Annotated in this window: 13 protein-coding genes and 5 tRNA genes; 10 read left to right on the top strand and 8 right to left on the bottom strand. The window is 70.6% G+C overall.

Features of this window, described 5'->3' with window-relative positions; genetic code table 11:
* Together AC3IYJ_RS18965 and AC3IYJ_RS18960 are read right to left on the bottom strand one after the other, a co-directional pair.
* Window positions 1-273 carry a DUF3073 domain-containing protein gene (locus AC3IYJ_RS18965; RefSeq protein WP_112449218.1) on the bottom strand — a complete coding sequence of 91 codons (273 nt, stop codon included), beginning with the start codon at window positions 271-273 and terminating at the stop codon, window positions 1-3.
* 334 nt (window positions 274-607) lie between these two features.
* On the bottom strand, window positions 608-1,741 hold the full coding sequence (locus AC3IYJ_RS18960; protein ID WP_489402469.1) for a Leu/Phe/Val dehydrogenase: 1,134 nt from the start codon (window positions 1,739-1,741) through the stop codon (window positions 608-610).
* A 174-nt stretch (window positions 1,742-1,915) separates the two neighbouring features.
* On the opposite strand from AC3IYJ_RS18960, the gene AC3IYJ_RS18955 reads away from it, so the two are divergent.
* A complete protein-coding gene (locus AC3IYJ_RS18955) occupies window positions 1,916-2,770 on the top strand; it encodes a DUF8083 family protein (RefSeq protein WP_489402468.1) in 855 nt (284 codons plus the stop codon).
* A gap of 608 nt (window positions 2,771-3,378) precedes the next feature.
* Entirely contained in the window at window positions 3,379-3,585 is a 207-nt protein-coding gene (gene bldC, locus AC3IYJ_RS18950) for a developmental transcriptional regulator BldC (protein ID WP_003949541.1), read from the top strand.
* A gap of 613 nt (window positions 3,586-4,198) precedes the next feature.
* Here the strand turns inward: bldC and AC3IYJ_RS18945 are convergent.
* Window positions 4,199-4,272, bottom strand: a tRNA-Asp gene (locus AC3IYJ_RS18945).
* Between the two features lie 69 nt (window positions 4,273-4,341).
* Window positions 4,342-8,277: an ATP-dependent RNA helicase HrpA gene (gene hrpA / locus AC3IYJ_RS18940; protein ID WP_489402467.1), complete on the bottom strand. Its 3,936-nt coding sequence runs from the start codon at window positions 8,275-8,277 to the stop codon at window positions 4,342-4,344.
* Between the two features lie 148 nt (window positions 8,278-8,425).
* Here hrpA and AC3IYJ_RS18935 point away from each other — a divergent pair, with 148 nt between their 5' ends.
* From AC3IYJ_RS18935 to AC3IYJ_RS18925, 3 genes are all read left to right on the top strand, one after another.
* A complete protein-coding gene (locus tag AC3IYJ_RS18935) occupies window positions 8,426-8,860 on the top strand; it encodes a hypothetical protein (protein ID WP_489402466.1) in 435 nt (144 codons plus the stop codon).
* A 64-nt stretch (window positions 8,861-8,924) separates the two neighbouring features.
* On the top strand, window positions 8,925-9,650 hold the full coding sequence (locus AC3IYJ_RS18930) for a DsbA family protein (protein WP_489402465.1): 726 nt from the start codon (window positions 8,925-8,927) through the stop codon (window positions 9,648-9,650).
* Window positions 9,647-10,489, top strand: coding sequence for a cytochrome c biogenesis CcdA family protein (locus tag AC3IYJ_RS18925; protein ID WP_489402464.1), 843 nt, complete (start codon window positions 9,647-9,649; stop codon window positions 10,487-10,489). The genes AC3IYJ_RS18930 and AC3IYJ_RS18925 overlap by 4 nt, the downstream gene beginning before the upstream one ends.
* Before the next feature lie 43 nt (window positions 10,490-10,532).
* Here AC3IYJ_RS18925 and AC3IYJ_RS18920 read toward each other — a convergent pair.
* From AC3IYJ_RS18920 to AC3IYJ_RS18905, 4 genes are all read right to left on the bottom strand, one after another.
* Window positions 10,533-10,609, bottom strand: a tRNA-Phe gene (locus AC3IYJ_RS18920).
* 22 nt (window positions 10,610-10,631) lie between these two features.
* Window positions 10,632-10,705, bottom strand: a tRNA-Asp gene (locus AC3IYJ_RS18915).
* A 39-nt stretch (window positions 10,706-10,744) separates the two neighbouring features.
* Window positions 10,745-10,817, bottom strand: a tRNA-Glu gene (locus tag AC3IYJ_RS18910).
* A 120-nt stretch (window positions 10,818-10,937) separates the two neighbouring features.
* Window positions 10,938-11,288, bottom strand: coding sequence for a metallopeptidase family protein (locus AC3IYJ_RS18905; protein ID WP_489402463.1), 351 nt, complete (start codon window positions 11,286-11,288; stop codon window positions 10,938-10,940).
* A 106-nt stretch (window positions 11,289-11,394) separates the two neighbouring features.
* Between AC3IYJ_RS18905 and AC3IYJ_RS18900 the strand changes: the two genes are divergently transcribed.
* From AC3IYJ_RS18900 to AC3IYJ_RS18880, 5 genes are all read left to right on the top strand, one after another.
* Entirely contained in the window at window positions 11,395-11,913 is a 519-nt protein-coding gene (locus AC3IYJ_RS18900) for a FluC/FEX family fluoride channel (protein WP_489402462.1), read from the top strand.
* Between the two features lie 32 nt (window positions 11,914-11,945).
* The gene (locus AC3IYJ_RS18895; RefSeq protein ID WP_489402857.1) at window positions 11,946-12,302 is read left to right on the top strand and encodes a fluoride efflux transporter FluC; all 357 of its coding nucleotides are present in this window, start codon (window positions 11,946-11,948) and stop codon (window positions 12,300-12,302) included.
* A 109-nt stretch (window positions 12,303-12,411) separates the two neighbouring features.
* Window positions 12,412-13,002: a hypothetical protein gene (locus tag AC3IYJ_RS18890; protein ID WP_489402461.1), complete on the top strand. Its 591-nt coding sequence runs from the start codon at window positions 12,412-12,414 to the stop codon at window positions 13,000-13,002.
* 293 nt (window positions 13,003-13,295) lie between these two features.
* The gene (locus AC3IYJ_RS18885; RefSeq protein ID WP_489402460.1) at window positions 13,296-15,680 is read left to right on the top strand and encodes a DEAD/DEAH box helicase; all 2,385 of its coding nucleotides are present in this window, start codon (window positions 13,296-13,298) and stop codon (window positions 15,678-15,680) included.
* 178 nt (window positions 15,681-15,858) lie between these two features.
* A tRNA-Lys gene (locus tag AC3IYJ_RS18880) sits at window positions 15,859-15,931 on the top strand.
* Window positions 15,932-16,201 lie beyond the last annotated feature (270 nt).

Genomic DNA, 16,201 nt, shown 5'->3' with positions numbered 1-16,201 from the left:
TCAAGCACCGCGACGATGCGCCGACGGACCGGACTCTTCGTCCTCGTCCTCTTCGTCATCGTCGTTGTAGAGCGCCGCGTACTTGGCGTACGGGTCGTCCTCATCTTGATCGTCATCGTCATCGACTTCGACCGGCACGCTGACAGGCAGCGGCGGATCAGTCGGCGATGCGCCCAGCTCATTGGCCAGACGCGACAAGTCAGTCCCGCCGCTGCTGTACTTCAGCTGGCGGGCGACCTTCGTCTGCTTGGCCTTTGCCCGGCCGCGCCCCATGGCTCGACCCCCTCGGTGACGGGGCTCGACGGCCCCAGAGTCTGACACGCGTTCATGGTTCGGAGCGGGCTCTCCGTGGAGAGACCGTCCGTAGGGGTTTAACGGTACCTGCTTCCGCGGCCATACGGTACGTCGCCCGCATGACGCGCCCCGGTGCAGTACCAACAAGGCGCCCCGTCCTCGCTGGTCAGCTGCGATTTTAGCCCTTTCCTGACGGGCGACCCGCCGAAGCGCAGTGAGTTCCGTCTCGCTGCGCCCCGGCGGACGCCCCGGAAGCCCCCATAAGCGCCCGATAAGGACGCCTGTGGGGACCCCCGTGGGCACCTCGTGAGGATCAGACCGTCAGCGCGGCGGTCCGGCCGGCGGTGCGCGTGGCGAGGGCCTCGGCCATCCGCTGCTCGGCGATCCGGTCGGCGGCGGCGGCCGGCGGGATCCCGTCGGACTTCGCACGTGCGAAGATCGCCAGCGTGGTGTCGAAGATCTTGGACGCCTTCGCCTTGCAGCGGTCGAAGTCGAAGCCGTGGAGCTCGTCGGCGACCTGGATGACCCCGCCCGCGTTGACCACGTAGTCCGGCGCGTAGAGGATCCCGCGGTCCGCGAGGTCCTTCTCCACGCCCGGGTGCGCGAGCTGGTTGTTCGCCGCGCCGCACACCACCTTCGCGGTCAGGACCGGCACCGAGGAGTCGTTCAGGGCCCCGCCCAGCGCGCAGGGGGCGTAGATGTCCAGGCCCTCGACGCGGATCAGGGCCTCCGTGTCGGCGACGGCGGTGACCCGGCCCGCGTACTTGCCGTCGGCGTGCTTTTCGAGGATCCGCGACACGGATTCCTCCCGCACGTCCGTGATCACGACCTCGGCGCCGTCCTCCAGCAGGTGCTCGACCAGGTGGTGACCCACCTTGCCGACGCCCGCCACGCCGACCTTGCGGCCGCGCAGGGTCGGGTCGCCCCACAGGTGCTGGGCGCTGGCGCGCATGCCCTGGAAGACGCCGAAGGCGGTGAGGACCGAGGAGTCGCCGGCGCCGCCGTTCTCGGGCGAGCGGCCGGTGGCCCAGCGGGTCTCGCGGGCCACGACGTCCATGTCGGCCACGTAGGTGCCGACATCGCAGGCGGTCACGTAGCGGCCGCCGAGGGACTCCACGAACCGGCCGTAGGCCAGCAGCAGTTCCTCGGACTTCAAGATGTCCGGGTCGCCGATGATGACGGCCTTGCCGCCGCCGAGGTCGAGCCCGGCGAGCGCGTTCTTGTACGACATGCCGCGCGCGAGGTTCAGCGCGTCACGGACGGCTTCCTCGTCCGAGGCGTACGCGTGGAAGCGGGTGCCGCCGAGGGCCGGGCCCAGGGCGGTGGAGTGGATCGCGATGACGGCCTTGAGGCCGGAGGCTCGGTCCTGGCACAGCACGACTTGCTCGTGGCCGCCCTGTTCGCTGCGGAACAGGGTGTGCAGGACGCCGTCGGTCATTTCGGTCACGGTGGTGACTCCCATGGAAGAGATTCGGCGGGAAAAGACGCCCGCCCTGCGGGTGGGGGAGGGCGCGCTGGGAGCAGCGTAAGACCTGCGGGGCCCGGTGATCCTCCCTGTCCGGGGATCGGAACACTCACGGGGTACGGAGTACCGGTGTGCGCGGCGGGGGAGGACGAGAGCGTGAGCGAATCCCCCGATCCCCGGCTGCCCTCGGCACGGTCGACGCCGACCGTTCCGTACGCCTCGTACCTGCGCGTCTACGAGCCCCTGGCCGCTTTCCCGGAGCCCGAGCGCACCCACTGGGCCGACTACGCCCGGCGCGGGGCCACCGCGACCGCCCAGGACGAACTGCGCCGGTCGCTGGTGAACTTGGTACGGGTCCCCGTGGTCGGGGTCCCGGCGCACGAGAGCGCGGACGCCTTCACCGCCGAGGTGGACGGGGTGCTGCTGGTCTGCCCGTGGCGGACCAGGCTGCGGGGATGGCTGGCGCTGGAGGAGCTGTCGGCCGAGTTCCCGCCCTCGGTCCTCGACGCCGTGCTGCCCGCGGTGACCCGGCGCCGGACCACCGAGGAGTACGAGGCCTGGCGCGGGCGGAACCCCGACGCCCGCCCGTGGATCCGTACCGGGGTGTGGCAGGTGCCGCTGCGCTGGTTCGTGCTGGTGTCCGACGAGGAGCGGGAGTACGTGCCCGGCGAGCGGCTGCGCTACCGGACCCCGATGGTGCAGGCGCGGCGCCGGCTCGCGCGGGCGCTGCGGACCCTGCGCGAGGCGGAGGGGTACGGGATGCTCGCCGAGGGGCTGGTGGAGGTCGGGAGCTGGCTGGAGGAGTTCCACCCGCGCTCGATGGTGGAGCTGGACTACGGCGGGCTGCCGTACGCGCTGTCGGCGGACCGGCTGGCGGTCGACCACTCGGCCCGGGACCTGGCGGCGGGCATCGCGGCGCTTCGGGCCGGGGACCGGGACGGGGCGGCGGAGACGTACGGGGTCCTGGCGGAGCGGTGGCGGGCGGTCCGGGAGCGACTCTTCGCCAATTAGCGCCCGACTCGGCGCCCGGTCCGGCGCCGGTGCGACCGGATGACGGGAGGACGTCCCGGACCGCCTGGCGGGTCGGGACGGCCGTGTCCATCCGCCGATCGGCCGAGCACGGAAGAGAACGGGCTGCTCAGGACCGTGATGCCCTCTTTTGGGTCTTTGTTCCGGGACCTACGTCCCGATACGGGCCATTGGCCCAAGCGTGACGGACCGCACTTTCTACACCCTTGCGCCCTTCCCCTACCCTCGTGCCAAAATAGGACAAGGAGTCCGGGGAGGGTTCCTTCCGTCCAACTAAGGGCGGAATGCTCGGCATTGCACTCTACGGGGGGTCTGACGACTCCTGATCGCTCTGTGACTGATCGTCACAGTGGGGTGACTGTCCGCTATGGGACGGTCCATCGGCTTCCGCCGCTGATGAACACCTCGGAGGGCAATTCCATCGGTTTGGCCGTCGAGGCTGGACGGATGGTGTAGTTGTAGTGCCGAGGACAAGCCGTTCGTCCTATAACCGACTCGGCCCGCGTATGTCCATTTCGGGCAACGTGGGCCAAGGTGCAGAATTTAGAGGAAAGAACCGAGATGGTTCGGTTCTCCCGAGGAGGCCGCTCATGACCGCTCGCACCCCTGATGCCGAGCCGCTGCTGACCCCGGCTGAGGTTGCCACGATGTTCCGCGTGGACCCGAAGACGGTCACTCGCTGGGCCAAGGCTGGCAAGCTCACGTCCATCCGCACCCTGGGTGGACACCGCCGTTACCGCGAGGCTGAGGTCCGCGCACTGCTTGCGGGAATTCCGCAGCAGCGCAGCGAGGCCTGAGGTTCCGCAGCACAACTTATGCCGGGTCTATATCGGGTCCCCCAATCCGATGAGCCCCACATAGCTTCAAACGACCGGACCTGCCCCAACAGGTTCTCCTGTCGTTCGATCGCGCTGGACTCCGCCGGGTCCAGCGCGATCTTTTTTATGCCCTGGTCAGGGTCCTGTCGGACGTGCGTACGAGGCCAGCCCGGGTGGGTGCAATTACACATATTAAATCGAGCAGGCGTATGGGTCCGATAAAAGCGTGCGTCTCAAAAACTCATGTGGTGACTCCCGTCACAGGTGATCACTCTTGTACATCCGGCAATGCACCCCGTAAGGGGATGTCCGGCGCGGAGCGCATCATGCGGACGGGGGATATTTCCGCAGGGCCGGGGGCCGTTGACCGGCCGCGCGCGGCTCCCGCCCTCCGATGATCCGGAAAGGGCTCCGCGAAGCGCTCTGGCGGGCTCTCAGGGGCTCTTGGGGCGCCGTGAGGGGTTCCGGTGGCCACGGCGGTCGTTCGGGTGGCCCTGAGGGCCGGGGCCGCTCCGGTCGGTTCCGTATCCACGTGCCCCGGGAAACGCATCAGGGCCCGCATCCCTGGGGGATGCGGGCCCTGATGTCACTGCGAACCTGACGGGACTTGAACCCGCGACCTCCACCTTGACAGGGTGGCGAGCTAACCAACTGCTCCACAGGTCCTCGATTTGCAGCCGCTGGGCGGCTACGAATCAGACTGTACCGCAGCTCAGGGGGTGGAGTCGAACCCGATCAGCGGGCAGGTCCCGGGGCGGCCGCGTCGACCGCCTTCACGATGCGTTTGTCGGAGATCGGATAGGCCGTTCCGAGGGCGTGCGCGAAGTAGCTGACCCGCAGTTCCTCGATCATCCAGCGGATGTCCGTGACCGCCTCCGGAACCGGGCGGCCCTTGGGCAACTGCTCCAGCAGCCACAGGTACTCGTCCCGCATCTCGTGGACCTTCTCCATGCGCGTGGTGTCGCGCTGGACCCCGGTGGGCATCTGCTGGAGCCGCCGGTCGGCGGCCACCAGGTAGCGCATCAGGTCCGGCAGCCGGCGCAGTCCGGTCAGGGTCACGAAGCCGGCCGGCATCAGGGCCGCCAGCTGCGTCCTGACGTCCTGGACGTTGGCCATGAGCGCCAGGCTGCTCGTGGTCTTCAGCCGGCGCTCGCACGCCTGCCAGGCCGCCAGCACCTGCTGCACCTGCGTGATCGTCCGCACCGTGGTGTCCACCAGGTCCGCGCGGACTGCCTCGTAGAGCTTGCGGAAGCCCGCCTCGTCCCAGGCCGGGCCGCCGTGCGCCGCGATCAGCCTGTCGGTGGCCGCGGTCGCGCAGTCGTCGAACAGCCCCTGGACGGAGCCGTGCGGATTGCGCGACAGGGCAAGCTTCTGCTGGTTGGAGAGGTGGTCCGAGGCGAACTTCGCCGGGTTCACCGGGATGTTGAGCAGGATGAGCCGACGGGTGCCGAGCCACATCGCCTGCTGCTGCTCGGCCTCGGTGTCGAAGAGGCGTACGGAGACGGATGCGCCCTCGTCCACCAGCGCCGGGTAGGCCTTCACCGGCTGACCGGCCCGCCGGGTCTCGAAGACCTTGGTCAGCGTGCCGATGGTCCAGTCCGTCAGCCCGGTCTTCTCCAACGACTCCCCGCCCGCCCGCTCGGCGGTGGCCGCGGCCGCCTGGGAGAGGGCCTGGCGGGCCTTGGGCTTGAGCTGGAGCCGCAGGTACTCCAGGTCCTTGGCCTCGGCGAGGTTCTTGCGTCGCTCGTCGACGATCCGGAAGGTGATCTTCAGATGGTCCGGGATCCGGGTGAGGTCGAAGTCCTCGGCGGTGACCGGGACCCCGACCATCCGGTGCAGCTCACGGGCCAGCGTGACGTGCAGCGGTTCCTGGAGGGGGTGAGACGTCGCCAGGAAGCGGGTCGCGAAGTTGGGCGCGGGCACGTAGTGCCGGCGGATCGGCTTCGGGAGGGAGCGGATCAGCTCGGTGACGACCTCTTCCCGCAGACCCGGGATCTGCCAGTCGAAGCCCTCGTCCGTGACCTGGTTGAGCACCTGGAGCGGGATGTGGACGGTCACGCCGTCCGCGTCCGCGCCCGGCTCGAACTGGTAGGTCACCCGGAACTTCAGCCGGCCCTGGTGCCAGGAGTCGGGATAGTCGGCCTTGGTGACCCCGGCCGCCTTCTCCGTCAGCAGCATCTCGCGCTCGAAGTCGAGCAGTTCCGGCTCGTCGCGCTTCTTGTGCTTCCACCACGAGTCGAAGTGCGCGCCCGAGACCACGTGCTCGGGGATCCGCTGGTCGTAGAAGTCGAAGAGGGTCTCGTCGTCGACCACGATGTCGCGGCGCCGGGCCCGGTTCTCCAGCTCCTCGACCTCGGTGAGGAGCTTGCGGTTGTCGGCGTAGAACTTGTGGTGGGTCCGCCAGTCCCCCTCGACGAGGGCGTTGCGGATGAACAGTTCGCGCGAGACCTCGGCGTCGATCCGGCCGTAGTTGATCTTCCGTTGCGCGACGATCGGGACCCCGTACAGGGTGACCTTCTCGTACGCCATGACAGCCGCCTGGTCCTTCTCCCAGTGCGGCTCGCTGTACGTGCGCTTGATCAGGTGCTGGGCGAGCGGCTCCACCCACTCCGGCTCCACCTTGGCGTTCACCCGGGCCCACAGCCTGGAGGTTTCCACCAGCTCCGCCGACATCAGGAACTTCGGCTGCTTCTTGAAGAGCGAGGATCCGGGGAAGATCGCGAACTTGGCGGACCGGGCCCCCAGGTACTCGTTCTTGTCGGTGTCCTTGAGCCCGATGTGCGACAGCAGGCCGGCCAGCAGCGAGATGTGCACGCTCGTCTCCGGGGCGTCGGCCTCGTTGACGTGGATGCCCATGGACTTGGCGACCGTGCGCAGCTGCGAATAGATGTCCTGCCACTCGCGGATCCGCAGGAAGTTCAGGTACTCCTGCTTGCACATCCGGCGGAAGGAGGAGGAGCCGCGCTCCTTCTGCTGCTCGCGCACGTAGCGCCACATGTTCAGGAACGAGAGGAAGTCGCTGGTCTCGTCCTTGAAGCGGGCGTGGTTCTGGTCGGCCTGGGTCTGCTTGTCCGAGGGCCGCTCGCGCGGGTCCTGGATGGACAGGGCCGCCGCGATGACCATGACCTCGCGGACGCAGTTGTTCTTGTCCGCCTCCACCACCATGCGGGCGAGCCGCGGGTCCACCGGGAGCTGGGAGAGCTGGCGGCCCATGGGCGTGAGCCGCTTCTTGTGGTCCTTCTCGTTCGGATCGAGGGCTCCGAGCTCCTGGAGGAGCTGCACGCCGTCGCGGATGTTGCGGTGGTCCGGCGGGTCGATGAAGGGGAACTTCTCGATCTCGCCGAGGCCGGCCGCGGTCATCTGGAGGATGACGGAGGCCAGGTTCGTGCGCAGGATCTCGGCGTCCGTGAACTCCGGACGACTGTTGAAGTCGTCCTCGGAGTAGAGACGGATGCAGATGCCGTCCGAGGTACGGCCGCAGCGGCCCTTGCGCTGGTTGGCGCTGGCCTGGGAGATCCGCTCGATGGGCAGCCGCTGGACCTTGGTGCGGTGGCTGTAGCGGGAGATGCGGGCGTTGCCCGGGTCGATCACGTACTTGATGCCCGGGACCGTCAGCGAGGTCTCGGCGACGTTCGTCGCGAGGACGATCCGGCGGCCCGTGTGCTGCTGGAAGACGCGGTGCTGCTCGGCGTGCGAGAGGCGGGCGTACAGGGGGAGGACTTCGGTGAGGCGGAGCTTGCGCTTCTCCAGCGCGTCCGCCGTGTCGCGGATCTCGCGCTCGCCGGAGAGGAAGACCAGGATGTCGCCCGGCCCCTCGGACTGGAGCTCGTCCACGGCCTCGCAGATCGCGGTGATCTGGTCGCGGTCGCTGTCCTCGGAGTCGTCCTCCAGCAGCGGGCGGTAGCGCAGCTCGACCGGATACGTCCGGCCGCTGACCTCGACGATCGGGGCCTCGCCGAAGTGCCGGGAGAAGCGCTCGGGGTCGATCGTCGCCGAGGTGATGATCACCTTGAGGTCGGGGCGCTTGGGCAGCAGCGTGGCCAGGTAGCCGAGCAGGAAGTCGATGTTCAGCGACCGCTCGTGGGCCTCGTCGATGATGATCGTGTCGTACGCGCGCAGCTCGCGGTCCGTCTGGATCTCGGCGAGCAGGATGCCGTCCGTCATCAGCTTCACGAAGGTGGCGTCCTGGTCCACCTGGTCGGTGAACCGGACCTTCCAGCCGACGGTCTGCCCGATCTCGGACTTCAGCTCCTCCGCGATGCGCTCCGCGACAGTGCGGGCCGCGATCCGGCGGGGCTGGGTGTGGCCGATCATGCCCCGGACGCCGCGCCCCAGCTCCATGCAGATCTTGGGGATCTGCGTGGTCTTGCCGGAGCCGGTCTCGCCCGCGACGATCACGACCTGGTGGTCGCGTATCGCCTCGGCGATCTCGTCCTTCTTCTGGCTGACGGGAAGGTTCTCGGGATACGTGACCTCCGGCATCCGCGAGGCGCGCCCGGCCAGTCGCGCGGCGGCCTTTTCGGCCTCCGCGGCGATCTCGTCGAGTACGGCCTGCTTGGCCTCGGGCTTACGGATACGGCGGGCGCCTTCGAGGCGGCGGCCGAGGCGGTGCGCGTCACGGAGGGAGATCTCACCGAGAAGCGTCTGCAGGGCGGCGAAGGAAGTAGACATACCTGATCGAGGATCTCACCCGCAGGTGCCGGGTGGCGAACGCGTTTGTGCACCCTCCCCGTACGATTTCGGGACGAGACCCCCTGAACCGACCCGCCGTCCGAGTGAGAGGCCCGACATGTTCCGCGCCCGTGCCCGAGGAGCCCGTGTGCCGTGGCTCCTGCTCGGCGCCGTGCTCGCGGTGCTGCTGGCCTGCATGCCTCCGGCGGGTGCGGGTTCGGGTGGGGTTCGGGCCGGTGCGGTCCAGGCGGGCGGGGGTCGCCTCGTCGCGGCCCCGGTCCAGGCCGCCCCGGCTCGGGCCGCCGTGGCGGATGAGGCCCTGGCGCCGGTCCCCGTCCCGGCCATGGTGTTCGCGGGCCCGGAGGCGACCGGCCAAGGGCCCGCCTGCGCCCCCGGGCCGCCGGAGCGGGGGCCGCTGCCAGCCGCGCCGCCGCGTGGAGCCGGGGACCAGGGGCACGTGCCGCCCGCGCGGGTCGGGGCGGAGCGGGCCTGGGACGGGCAGGCGATACCCGTACGGGTCTTCGTGCGCGGGCCCGACCTGCCGGCGCCCTCCGCCCTGGAGCTCTCCGTGATGCGGGTCTAGGAGGACCGGTCGCAACCCGCCCGGTCCGCCGTACCCACTCTTCACACAGCTCTGGAGCATCCGCATGCCCTCGTCCCCCCGCAAGCCCCTGCTGATCTCCGCCGGGGTCGCCGTCGCCGCGATCACCCTCGGCATCGTGTCCTGGCAGGCCACCGCGTCCGGGGAGTCCCCCGCCAAGTCCTCCTCGGCCTCCGCGCCGCAGGCCTCCGACGCCCAGGCGGAGCTGAAGGCGCTCGCCCGCCGCGAGTCCGGCGACAAGCTCGCCGTGGGCCGCGCCGACGCGCCCGTCGTCCTGATCGAGTACTCCGACTTCAAGTGCGGCTACTGCGGGAAGTTCGCCCGCGACACCGAACCCGAGCTGATGAAGAAGTACGTGCAGGACGGCACCCTGCGCATCGAGTGGCGCAACTTCCCGATCTTCGGCGCCGACTCCGAGGCCGCCGCCAAGGCCGCCTGGGCGGCCGGGCAGCAGGACCGCTTCGCGCAGTTCCACGCGGCCGCGTACGCCGAGGGCTCCAAGGAGAAGGGCTTCGGCGAGGCCCGCCTGGAGGAGCTGGCGCAGCAGGCCGGGGTCCCCGACCTGGAGCGCTTCAAGAAGGACATGGCCGGGGAGCAGGCCGCCGCCGCCCTGCGCAAGGACCAGGAGGAGGGCTACCGCATCGGCGTCACCTCCACCCCGTCCTTCCTGATCAACGGGCAGCCCGTGGCCGGCGCCCAGCCCGTCGACGCCTTCACCGCCGCCATCGCCAGGGCCAAGACCCAGGCGCAGGCCGGAGAGGGCGCGAAGTGACCGACATCGGATACCTGGCCGCCCTGCTGGGCGGCCTCCTCGCGCTGCTCAGCCCGTGCAGCGCGCTGCTCCTGCCCGCCTTCTTCGCCTACTCCATCGATTCCACCTCCCGGCTGCTGGCCCGGACCGGGATCTTCTACGCGGGCCTCGCGAGCACCCTCGTACCGCTGGGCGCGGCCGGTTCGTACGCCGGGCGGTTCTTCCACGGCAACCGGGACGCCCTGGTGCTCTTCGGCGGCTGGCTGATCATCGCGCTCGGGCTCGCCCAGATCCTCGGCCTCGGCTTCGCCCCGAAGCGGATCTCGGAGCTGTCCGGGAGGATCCGGCCGACGACCGCCCTGTCGGTGTACGCGCTCGGCGCGGTCTACGGCCTGGCCGGATTCTGCGCCGGCCCGATCCTCGGCAGCGTCCTGACGGTGGCGGCGGTCAGCGGCAGCCCGGTCTACGGGGGCCTCCTGCTGGCGGTGTACGCGCTCGGCATGGCGGTGCCGCTGTTCCTGCTGGCGCTGCTCTGGGAGCGCTTCGACCTCGGCCGCCGCCGCTGGCTGCGCGGCCGGTCGCTCTCGGTCGGCCGCTTCGAACTGCACACGACCTCGCTCGCGTCGGGCCTGTTCTTCATCCTGCTCGGCGCGATGTTCCTGATCTACGACGGGGCGAGTGCGCTGCCGGGGCTGCTGGACGTGGACGACTCGTTCGCGGTGGAGCAGCGGGTGCAGGCCGTCGCGGACGCGGTGCCGGACTGGGCACTGCTCGGGCTCGTCGCCCTGGCGGCGGCGGGCTTCGGGCTGGCGCAGTGGCGCCGCAGGGCGCGCGCGGAGGCCACCGCAGCGGAGGAGTGACGCAAGAAGGCCCCGTCCGATGGACGGGGCCTTCTTGACTCTCTGGTGGCTGGGGCCGGGGTCGAACCGGCGACCTATCGCTTTTCAGGCGATCGCTCGTACCAACTGAGCTACCCAGCCACGAAACCGTTTCCGGTCTCAGCGAACCTGACGGGACTTGAACCCGCGACCTCCACCTTGACAGGGTGGCGAGCTAACCAACTGCTCCACAGGTCCTTGCAATGTGCGAGAACAAGTCTCGCACACGGTAATGCGTACCCCCAACGGGATTCGAACCCGTGCTACCGCCTTGAAAGGGCGGCGTCCTGGGCCACTAGACGATGAGGGCTAAAGGCCCGCCGTGCACTCTCGAGTGCGTCGGGGACGTGAGAAGCATATGGGATCCCGGCGGCGATCGCCAAAACGGTTTCCGCGGGCGGGTCAGCGGCCGTCGAGGGGGACCCGCAGGTCAGCCCCAGCCGAGTTCGTGGAGCCGCTCGTCGTCGATGCCGAAGTGGTGGGCGATCTCGTGGACCACGGTCACCGCCACCTCGTGGACCACCTCCTGGGAGGTCTCGCACATCCGCAGGGTCGGGCCCATGTAGATCGAGATCCGGTCGGGCAGGACCCCGGCGTACCACTCGCCGCGCTCGGTGAGCGGGGTCCCCTCGTAGAGGCCCAGCAGCTCGGGGTCGTCGGCGGCGGGCTCGTCCTCCACGAAGACGGCCACGTTGTCCATGACCCGGGTCAGCTCCTCGGGGATCGAGTCCAGCGCCTCGGCCACCAGCTCTTCGAACGCGTCACGCGTCATCTCCAGCACGCACCCATTGTCCGGGACGGCCGCCCGTTCCGGAGGGCCCGGACGCGGCGGGCCGGGGCGCGGCGCGCGAGAATGGCCCGGTGACGAGACGCAGGGAGCCGTGCCGGTGACCCGGCCGACGGAGGGCGCCGAGGCCATCGACCCGGACGTCGACCTCCACGTGCCCGCGCAGCGCGCCGAACCCCAGGGGCGGGTGCTCGCGGCGGTGGCGGCGGGCGGCGTCGTGGGCGCCTCGGCGCGGTACGGGATCTCCCTGCTGTGGCCGGCCGCGCCCGGTGCGTTCCCGTGGGCGACCTTCTGGATCAACGTGAGCGGCTGCGCGCTGATCGGCGTGCTCATGGTGCTGATCAGCGAGGGCGGCCGGACCGCCCCGCATCCGCTGGTGCGCCCGTTCGCGGGGGTCGGGGTGCTCGGCGGGTTCACGACCTTCTCCACCTACGCGGTGGACTTCGCGCACCTGCTGGACGTCGGGAAGGCCGGCACCGCGCTGGCGTACGCCGGGCTCACCGTCGTCGCGGCGCTGGGCGCGGTGTGGGCGACGGCCACGGCCACCAGGCTCGCGGTCGGGGACGGACGCGCCCGTGGACGCGGGCCTTCGCAGCCGCGGTCGCGGGGGCGCGGGTGAGCTGGCCGGACTGGCCGGACTGGCTGACCGTCATGGCGGGCGCGGCCGTGGGGGCGCCGCTGCGCTACCTGACGGACCGTGCGGTGCAGGCGCGCCACGACTCCGTCTTCCCGTGGGGGACCTTCGTGGTCAACGCGACCGCCTCCCTGGTGCTGGGGGCGCTGGCCGGCGCGGTGCTGGACGGGGCCGCCTCCTCGCGGCTGAGCCTGCTGATCGGCACCGGGCTGTGCGGGGCGCTGAGCACCTACTCGACCTTCTCCTACGAGACGCTGCGGCTGGCCGAGCGGGGCTGGAAGTTCCTCGCCGCGGCCAATGTGGCGGCGTCGGTGCTGGTCGGGCTCGGCGGGGTCACGCTCGGCTACCAGGTGGCGGGGCAGCTGTTCGCCTGACGGGGCGCGGCCCCGCTCCGCACAGGGGCGTGTCCCTTGCGGGGCAAAGGGAGTTGGGCACATTGACCCGCTCACCGCGGACTCTTGTTCTGTGTTCCGGAGGTCCCCCGTGCGCCAGTTGTCCGCTTCCCTCCGCTTCCGCCGCCCCTCACTGGGCCCCCTCCGGCTGGCAGTCGCCGCGCTCGCGGTGGCGGCGATGGCCTCCACGGCCGGCTGCATGAGCGTCGGCGAGGACGCCGCGCAGCCGGGGCCCTCCTCCCCGGCGGCCATCCAGAACGGGAAGTCCGGCGGGTCCTCGTCCGGGAAGAGCGCCGGCGTGCACGGCGGCGGCCACGGCTCGAAGGACGGTACGGGGAACCAGGACGGCAGGGCCGGGGAGCCCGGCAAGGCCTCCGGCGCGCCCGGGGTCTCCCCCAGCCCCGGAGCCCCGGCCGGCCCGCCCGGGGCTCCCTCGCCTTCGGCGGGGCCGGGCGGCGGCGCGGGCGGCCAGGGCGGCCAGCAGCCCTCGGGCGGCGGCTCGGGCTCCGGCGGGGCGGGGGGTTCCGCCGGAGCGGGTGGCTCCGGTGGCGGGCAGCACGCTTCTCCGAGCGCCCAGCCCCCGTCTCCGGCTCCGTCGACCTCGACTCCGCCAGTGACGCAACCCACACCGAGTCCGGTGGTCTCGCCGCCGGAGCCGAGCGGGGCGCCAGGGCGTCAGTAGCGGGCCCTGGACCGGCGCGTTCCGCCGTCCGAGCTCCTGGGCCGCTTCGGTGTCCGCTGCTCTCCCCGTTGGTGTTTGTGCAGGTAAGAGGCATCTTCAGGGGACGGACTTGCCAGACCCCGGGGAGGGTGCGTATGGTTATAGATCGTTTGATCCCATTGCCCGGCGCCGACTCCGAAGAGCGCCGCGTGGCGCGTACTCTCCCCAACCGTGGCTGACCGCATTGAGGCGGTCGATTTGCGATTCACGGAGTTTGGGCGCGTGCCGAGACTCCGGAAGGTTTCGCATTTCGCATGTCCATTTCCAGTTCTGACCGTTCCGTCATGCCCGAGAACGACTCCAACGAGATCGTCGACGCCGAGACCCTTGCGGTCACCGAGGCCATCGAGGCCGTAGTCGCCGACGAGATCATCGAGGCTCTTGAGGCCGACGTGACGACCGGCGAGTCCTTCGAGGACTCCACCACCGACTTCGACGACGAGGCTGCGTCCGACGACGCCGCCGACGCCGAGCCCACCATGACCTTCGGCGACCTCGGTCTGCCCGACGGGATCGTGCGCAAGCTCGCCCAGAACGGCGTCACCGCCCCCTTCCCGATCCAGGCCGCGACCATCCCGGACGCCCTGGCCGGCAAGGACATCCTCGGCCGTGGCCGCACCGGCTCCGGCAAGACCCTCTCCTTCGGTCTGCCGACCCTGGCCTCGCTGGCCGGTGGCCACACCGAGAAGAAGAAGCCCCGCGCGATCATCCTGACGCCGACGCGTGAGCTCGCGATGCAGGTCGCCGACGCTCTCCAGCCCTACGGCGACGTGCTCGGCCTCAAGATGAAGGTCGTCTGCGGCGGTACCTCCATGAGCAACCAGATCTTCGCTCTGGAGCGCGGTGTCGACGTCCTCGTCGCCACCCCGGGCCGCCTGCGCGACATCATCAACCGCGGCGCCTGCTCCCTGGCGAACGTCCAGGTCGCAGTCCTCGACGAGGCCGACCAGATGGCGGACCTGGGCTTCCTGCCCGAGGTCACCGAGCTGCTCGACCAGATCCCCGGCGGCGGCCAGCGCATGCTCTTCTCCGCCACCATGGAGAACGAGATCGGCACCCTGGTCAAGCGCTACCTGACGAACCCCGTCACGCACGAGGTCGACAGCGCGCAGGGCAACGTCACGACCATGACGCACCACGTCCTCGTCGTGAAGCCGAAGGACAAGGCGCCGGTCACGGCCGCCATCGCCGCCCGCAAGGGCCGCACCATCATCTTCGTCCGCACCCAGCTGGGCGCCGACCGCATCGCCGAGCAGCTCATCGAGGCCGGCGTGAAGGCCGACGCGCTGCACGGCGGCATGACGCAGGGTGCCCGTACCCGCGTCCTCGCCGACTTCAAGGACGGCTACGTCAACGCGCTCGTCGCCACCGACGTCGCCGCCCGCGGCATCCACGTCGACGGCATCGACCTGGTCCTGAACGTGGACCCGGCCGGCGACCACAAGGACTACCTGCACCGCTCGGGCCGTACCGCCCGCGCCGGCAAGTCCGGTGTCGTGGTCTCCCTGGCGCTTCCGCACCAGCGCCGTCAGATCTTCCGCCTGATGGAGGACGCGGGCGTGGACGCCACGCGCCACATCGTCCAGGGCGTCGGCGCCTTCGACCCGGAGGTCGCCGAGATCACCGGTGCGCGTTCGCTGACGCAGGTCCAGGCCGACGCCGCGAACAACGCCGCGAAGCAGGCCGAGCGCGAGGTCGCCGACCTCACCAAGCAGCTGGAGCGCCTGTCGCGCCGCGCCGTGGAGCTGCGCGAGGAGTCCGACCGCCTGGTCGCCCGCTCCGCGCGCGAGCGCGGCGAGGACCCGGAGGCCGCTGTCGCCGAGGTGGCCGAGGCCGCCGAGGCCGAGGTCGCGGCTGCCGTCGCGGCCGCGCCGGTCGCCGAGGAGCGCCCCGCGTTCCAGAGCCGTGACGACCGTGGCAACTACGAGCGCCGTGACAACCGTGGCGGTGACCGTCGCGACGACCGCGGCGGCGACCGTGGCGGCTTCCGCCGCGACGACCGTGGCGACCGCGGTGGCGACCGTGGTGGCTTCCGCTCGGGTGGCGACCGTCCGACCGGTGGCGGCTTCCGCTCCGGTGGTGGCGACCGTCCGACCGGTGGTGGCTTCCGTCGTGACGACCGTCCGTCCGGTGGTTTCAACCGTGACGACCGTGGTGGCGACCGTGGCGGCTTCCGTCGCGACGACCGTCCGTCCGGTGGCTTCCGTTCCGGTGGCGACCGTCCGACCGGTGGCGGCTTCCGCTCCGGTGGTGGCGACCGTCCGACCGGTGGTGGCTTCCGTCGTGACGACCGTCCGTCCGGTGGTTTCAACCGTGACGACCGCGGTGGCGACCGTGGCGGCTTCCGTCGCGACGACCGTCCGTCCGGTGGCTTCCGCTCGGGTGGCGACCGTCCGACCGGTGGCGGCTTCCGCTCCGGTGGTGGCGACCGTCCGACCGGTGGTGGCTTCCGTCGCGATGACCGTCCGTCCGGTGGTTTCAACCGTGACGACCGCGGTGGCGACCGTGGCGGCTTCCGCTCCGGTGGCGACCGTCCGTACGGCCGTCGCGACGAGCACGGCCCCTCGGGTTCCGGCTCGACCGGCTCCTCCTTCGGCGGCCGTCGTGACGACAAGCCGCGCTGGAAGCGCAACGGCTGATCCTCGGCACTGAGCCGACTGTTGTGAGCGGGGCCCCTACGACACACCGTCGTGGGGGCCCCGTTCGCGTCCCACCGCGAGCCCCGACGGCCCTCGCCGACATGCTCCGGCCCGGACAAGGCGATATGCGATCGGCTGCCCGGCGCTCTGCGGCTATGCTCTGGGGTGAGCACGCCACGGGCCATTAGCTCAATTGGCAGAGCAGCGGACTTTTAATCCGTTGGTTGTCGGTTCGAGTCCGACATGGCCTACTGCTCGTGGGCGGGGGTTGATCCCTCTGACCTGCTACTGAGCGCCGCACCCGGTTTCGACCGGGTGGGGCGCTCAGTCGTTTCCCCTCGAGCCGCGGCACACGACGTCGTGCGGGAGCGGCGGCTGGGCGCGTCGCGTGGAGGAGGCCGGTGTGCAAGGTTCGGGTCGTCGAAGAACTTTGGGCGACGAGCGATGAGTTCTTCCATGATCCACAGTCTTAGATCATGATTGGCGCACCGCAGCCGCGAGTGCGGTCGAAGCGCGCGCCG

It is taken from the genome of Streptomyces sp. GL_140 (genome assembly GCF_057834465.1).
Note: the sequence above shows the minus strand (reverse complement) of the source record. Positions and strands in the feature narration are given on the sequence as shown.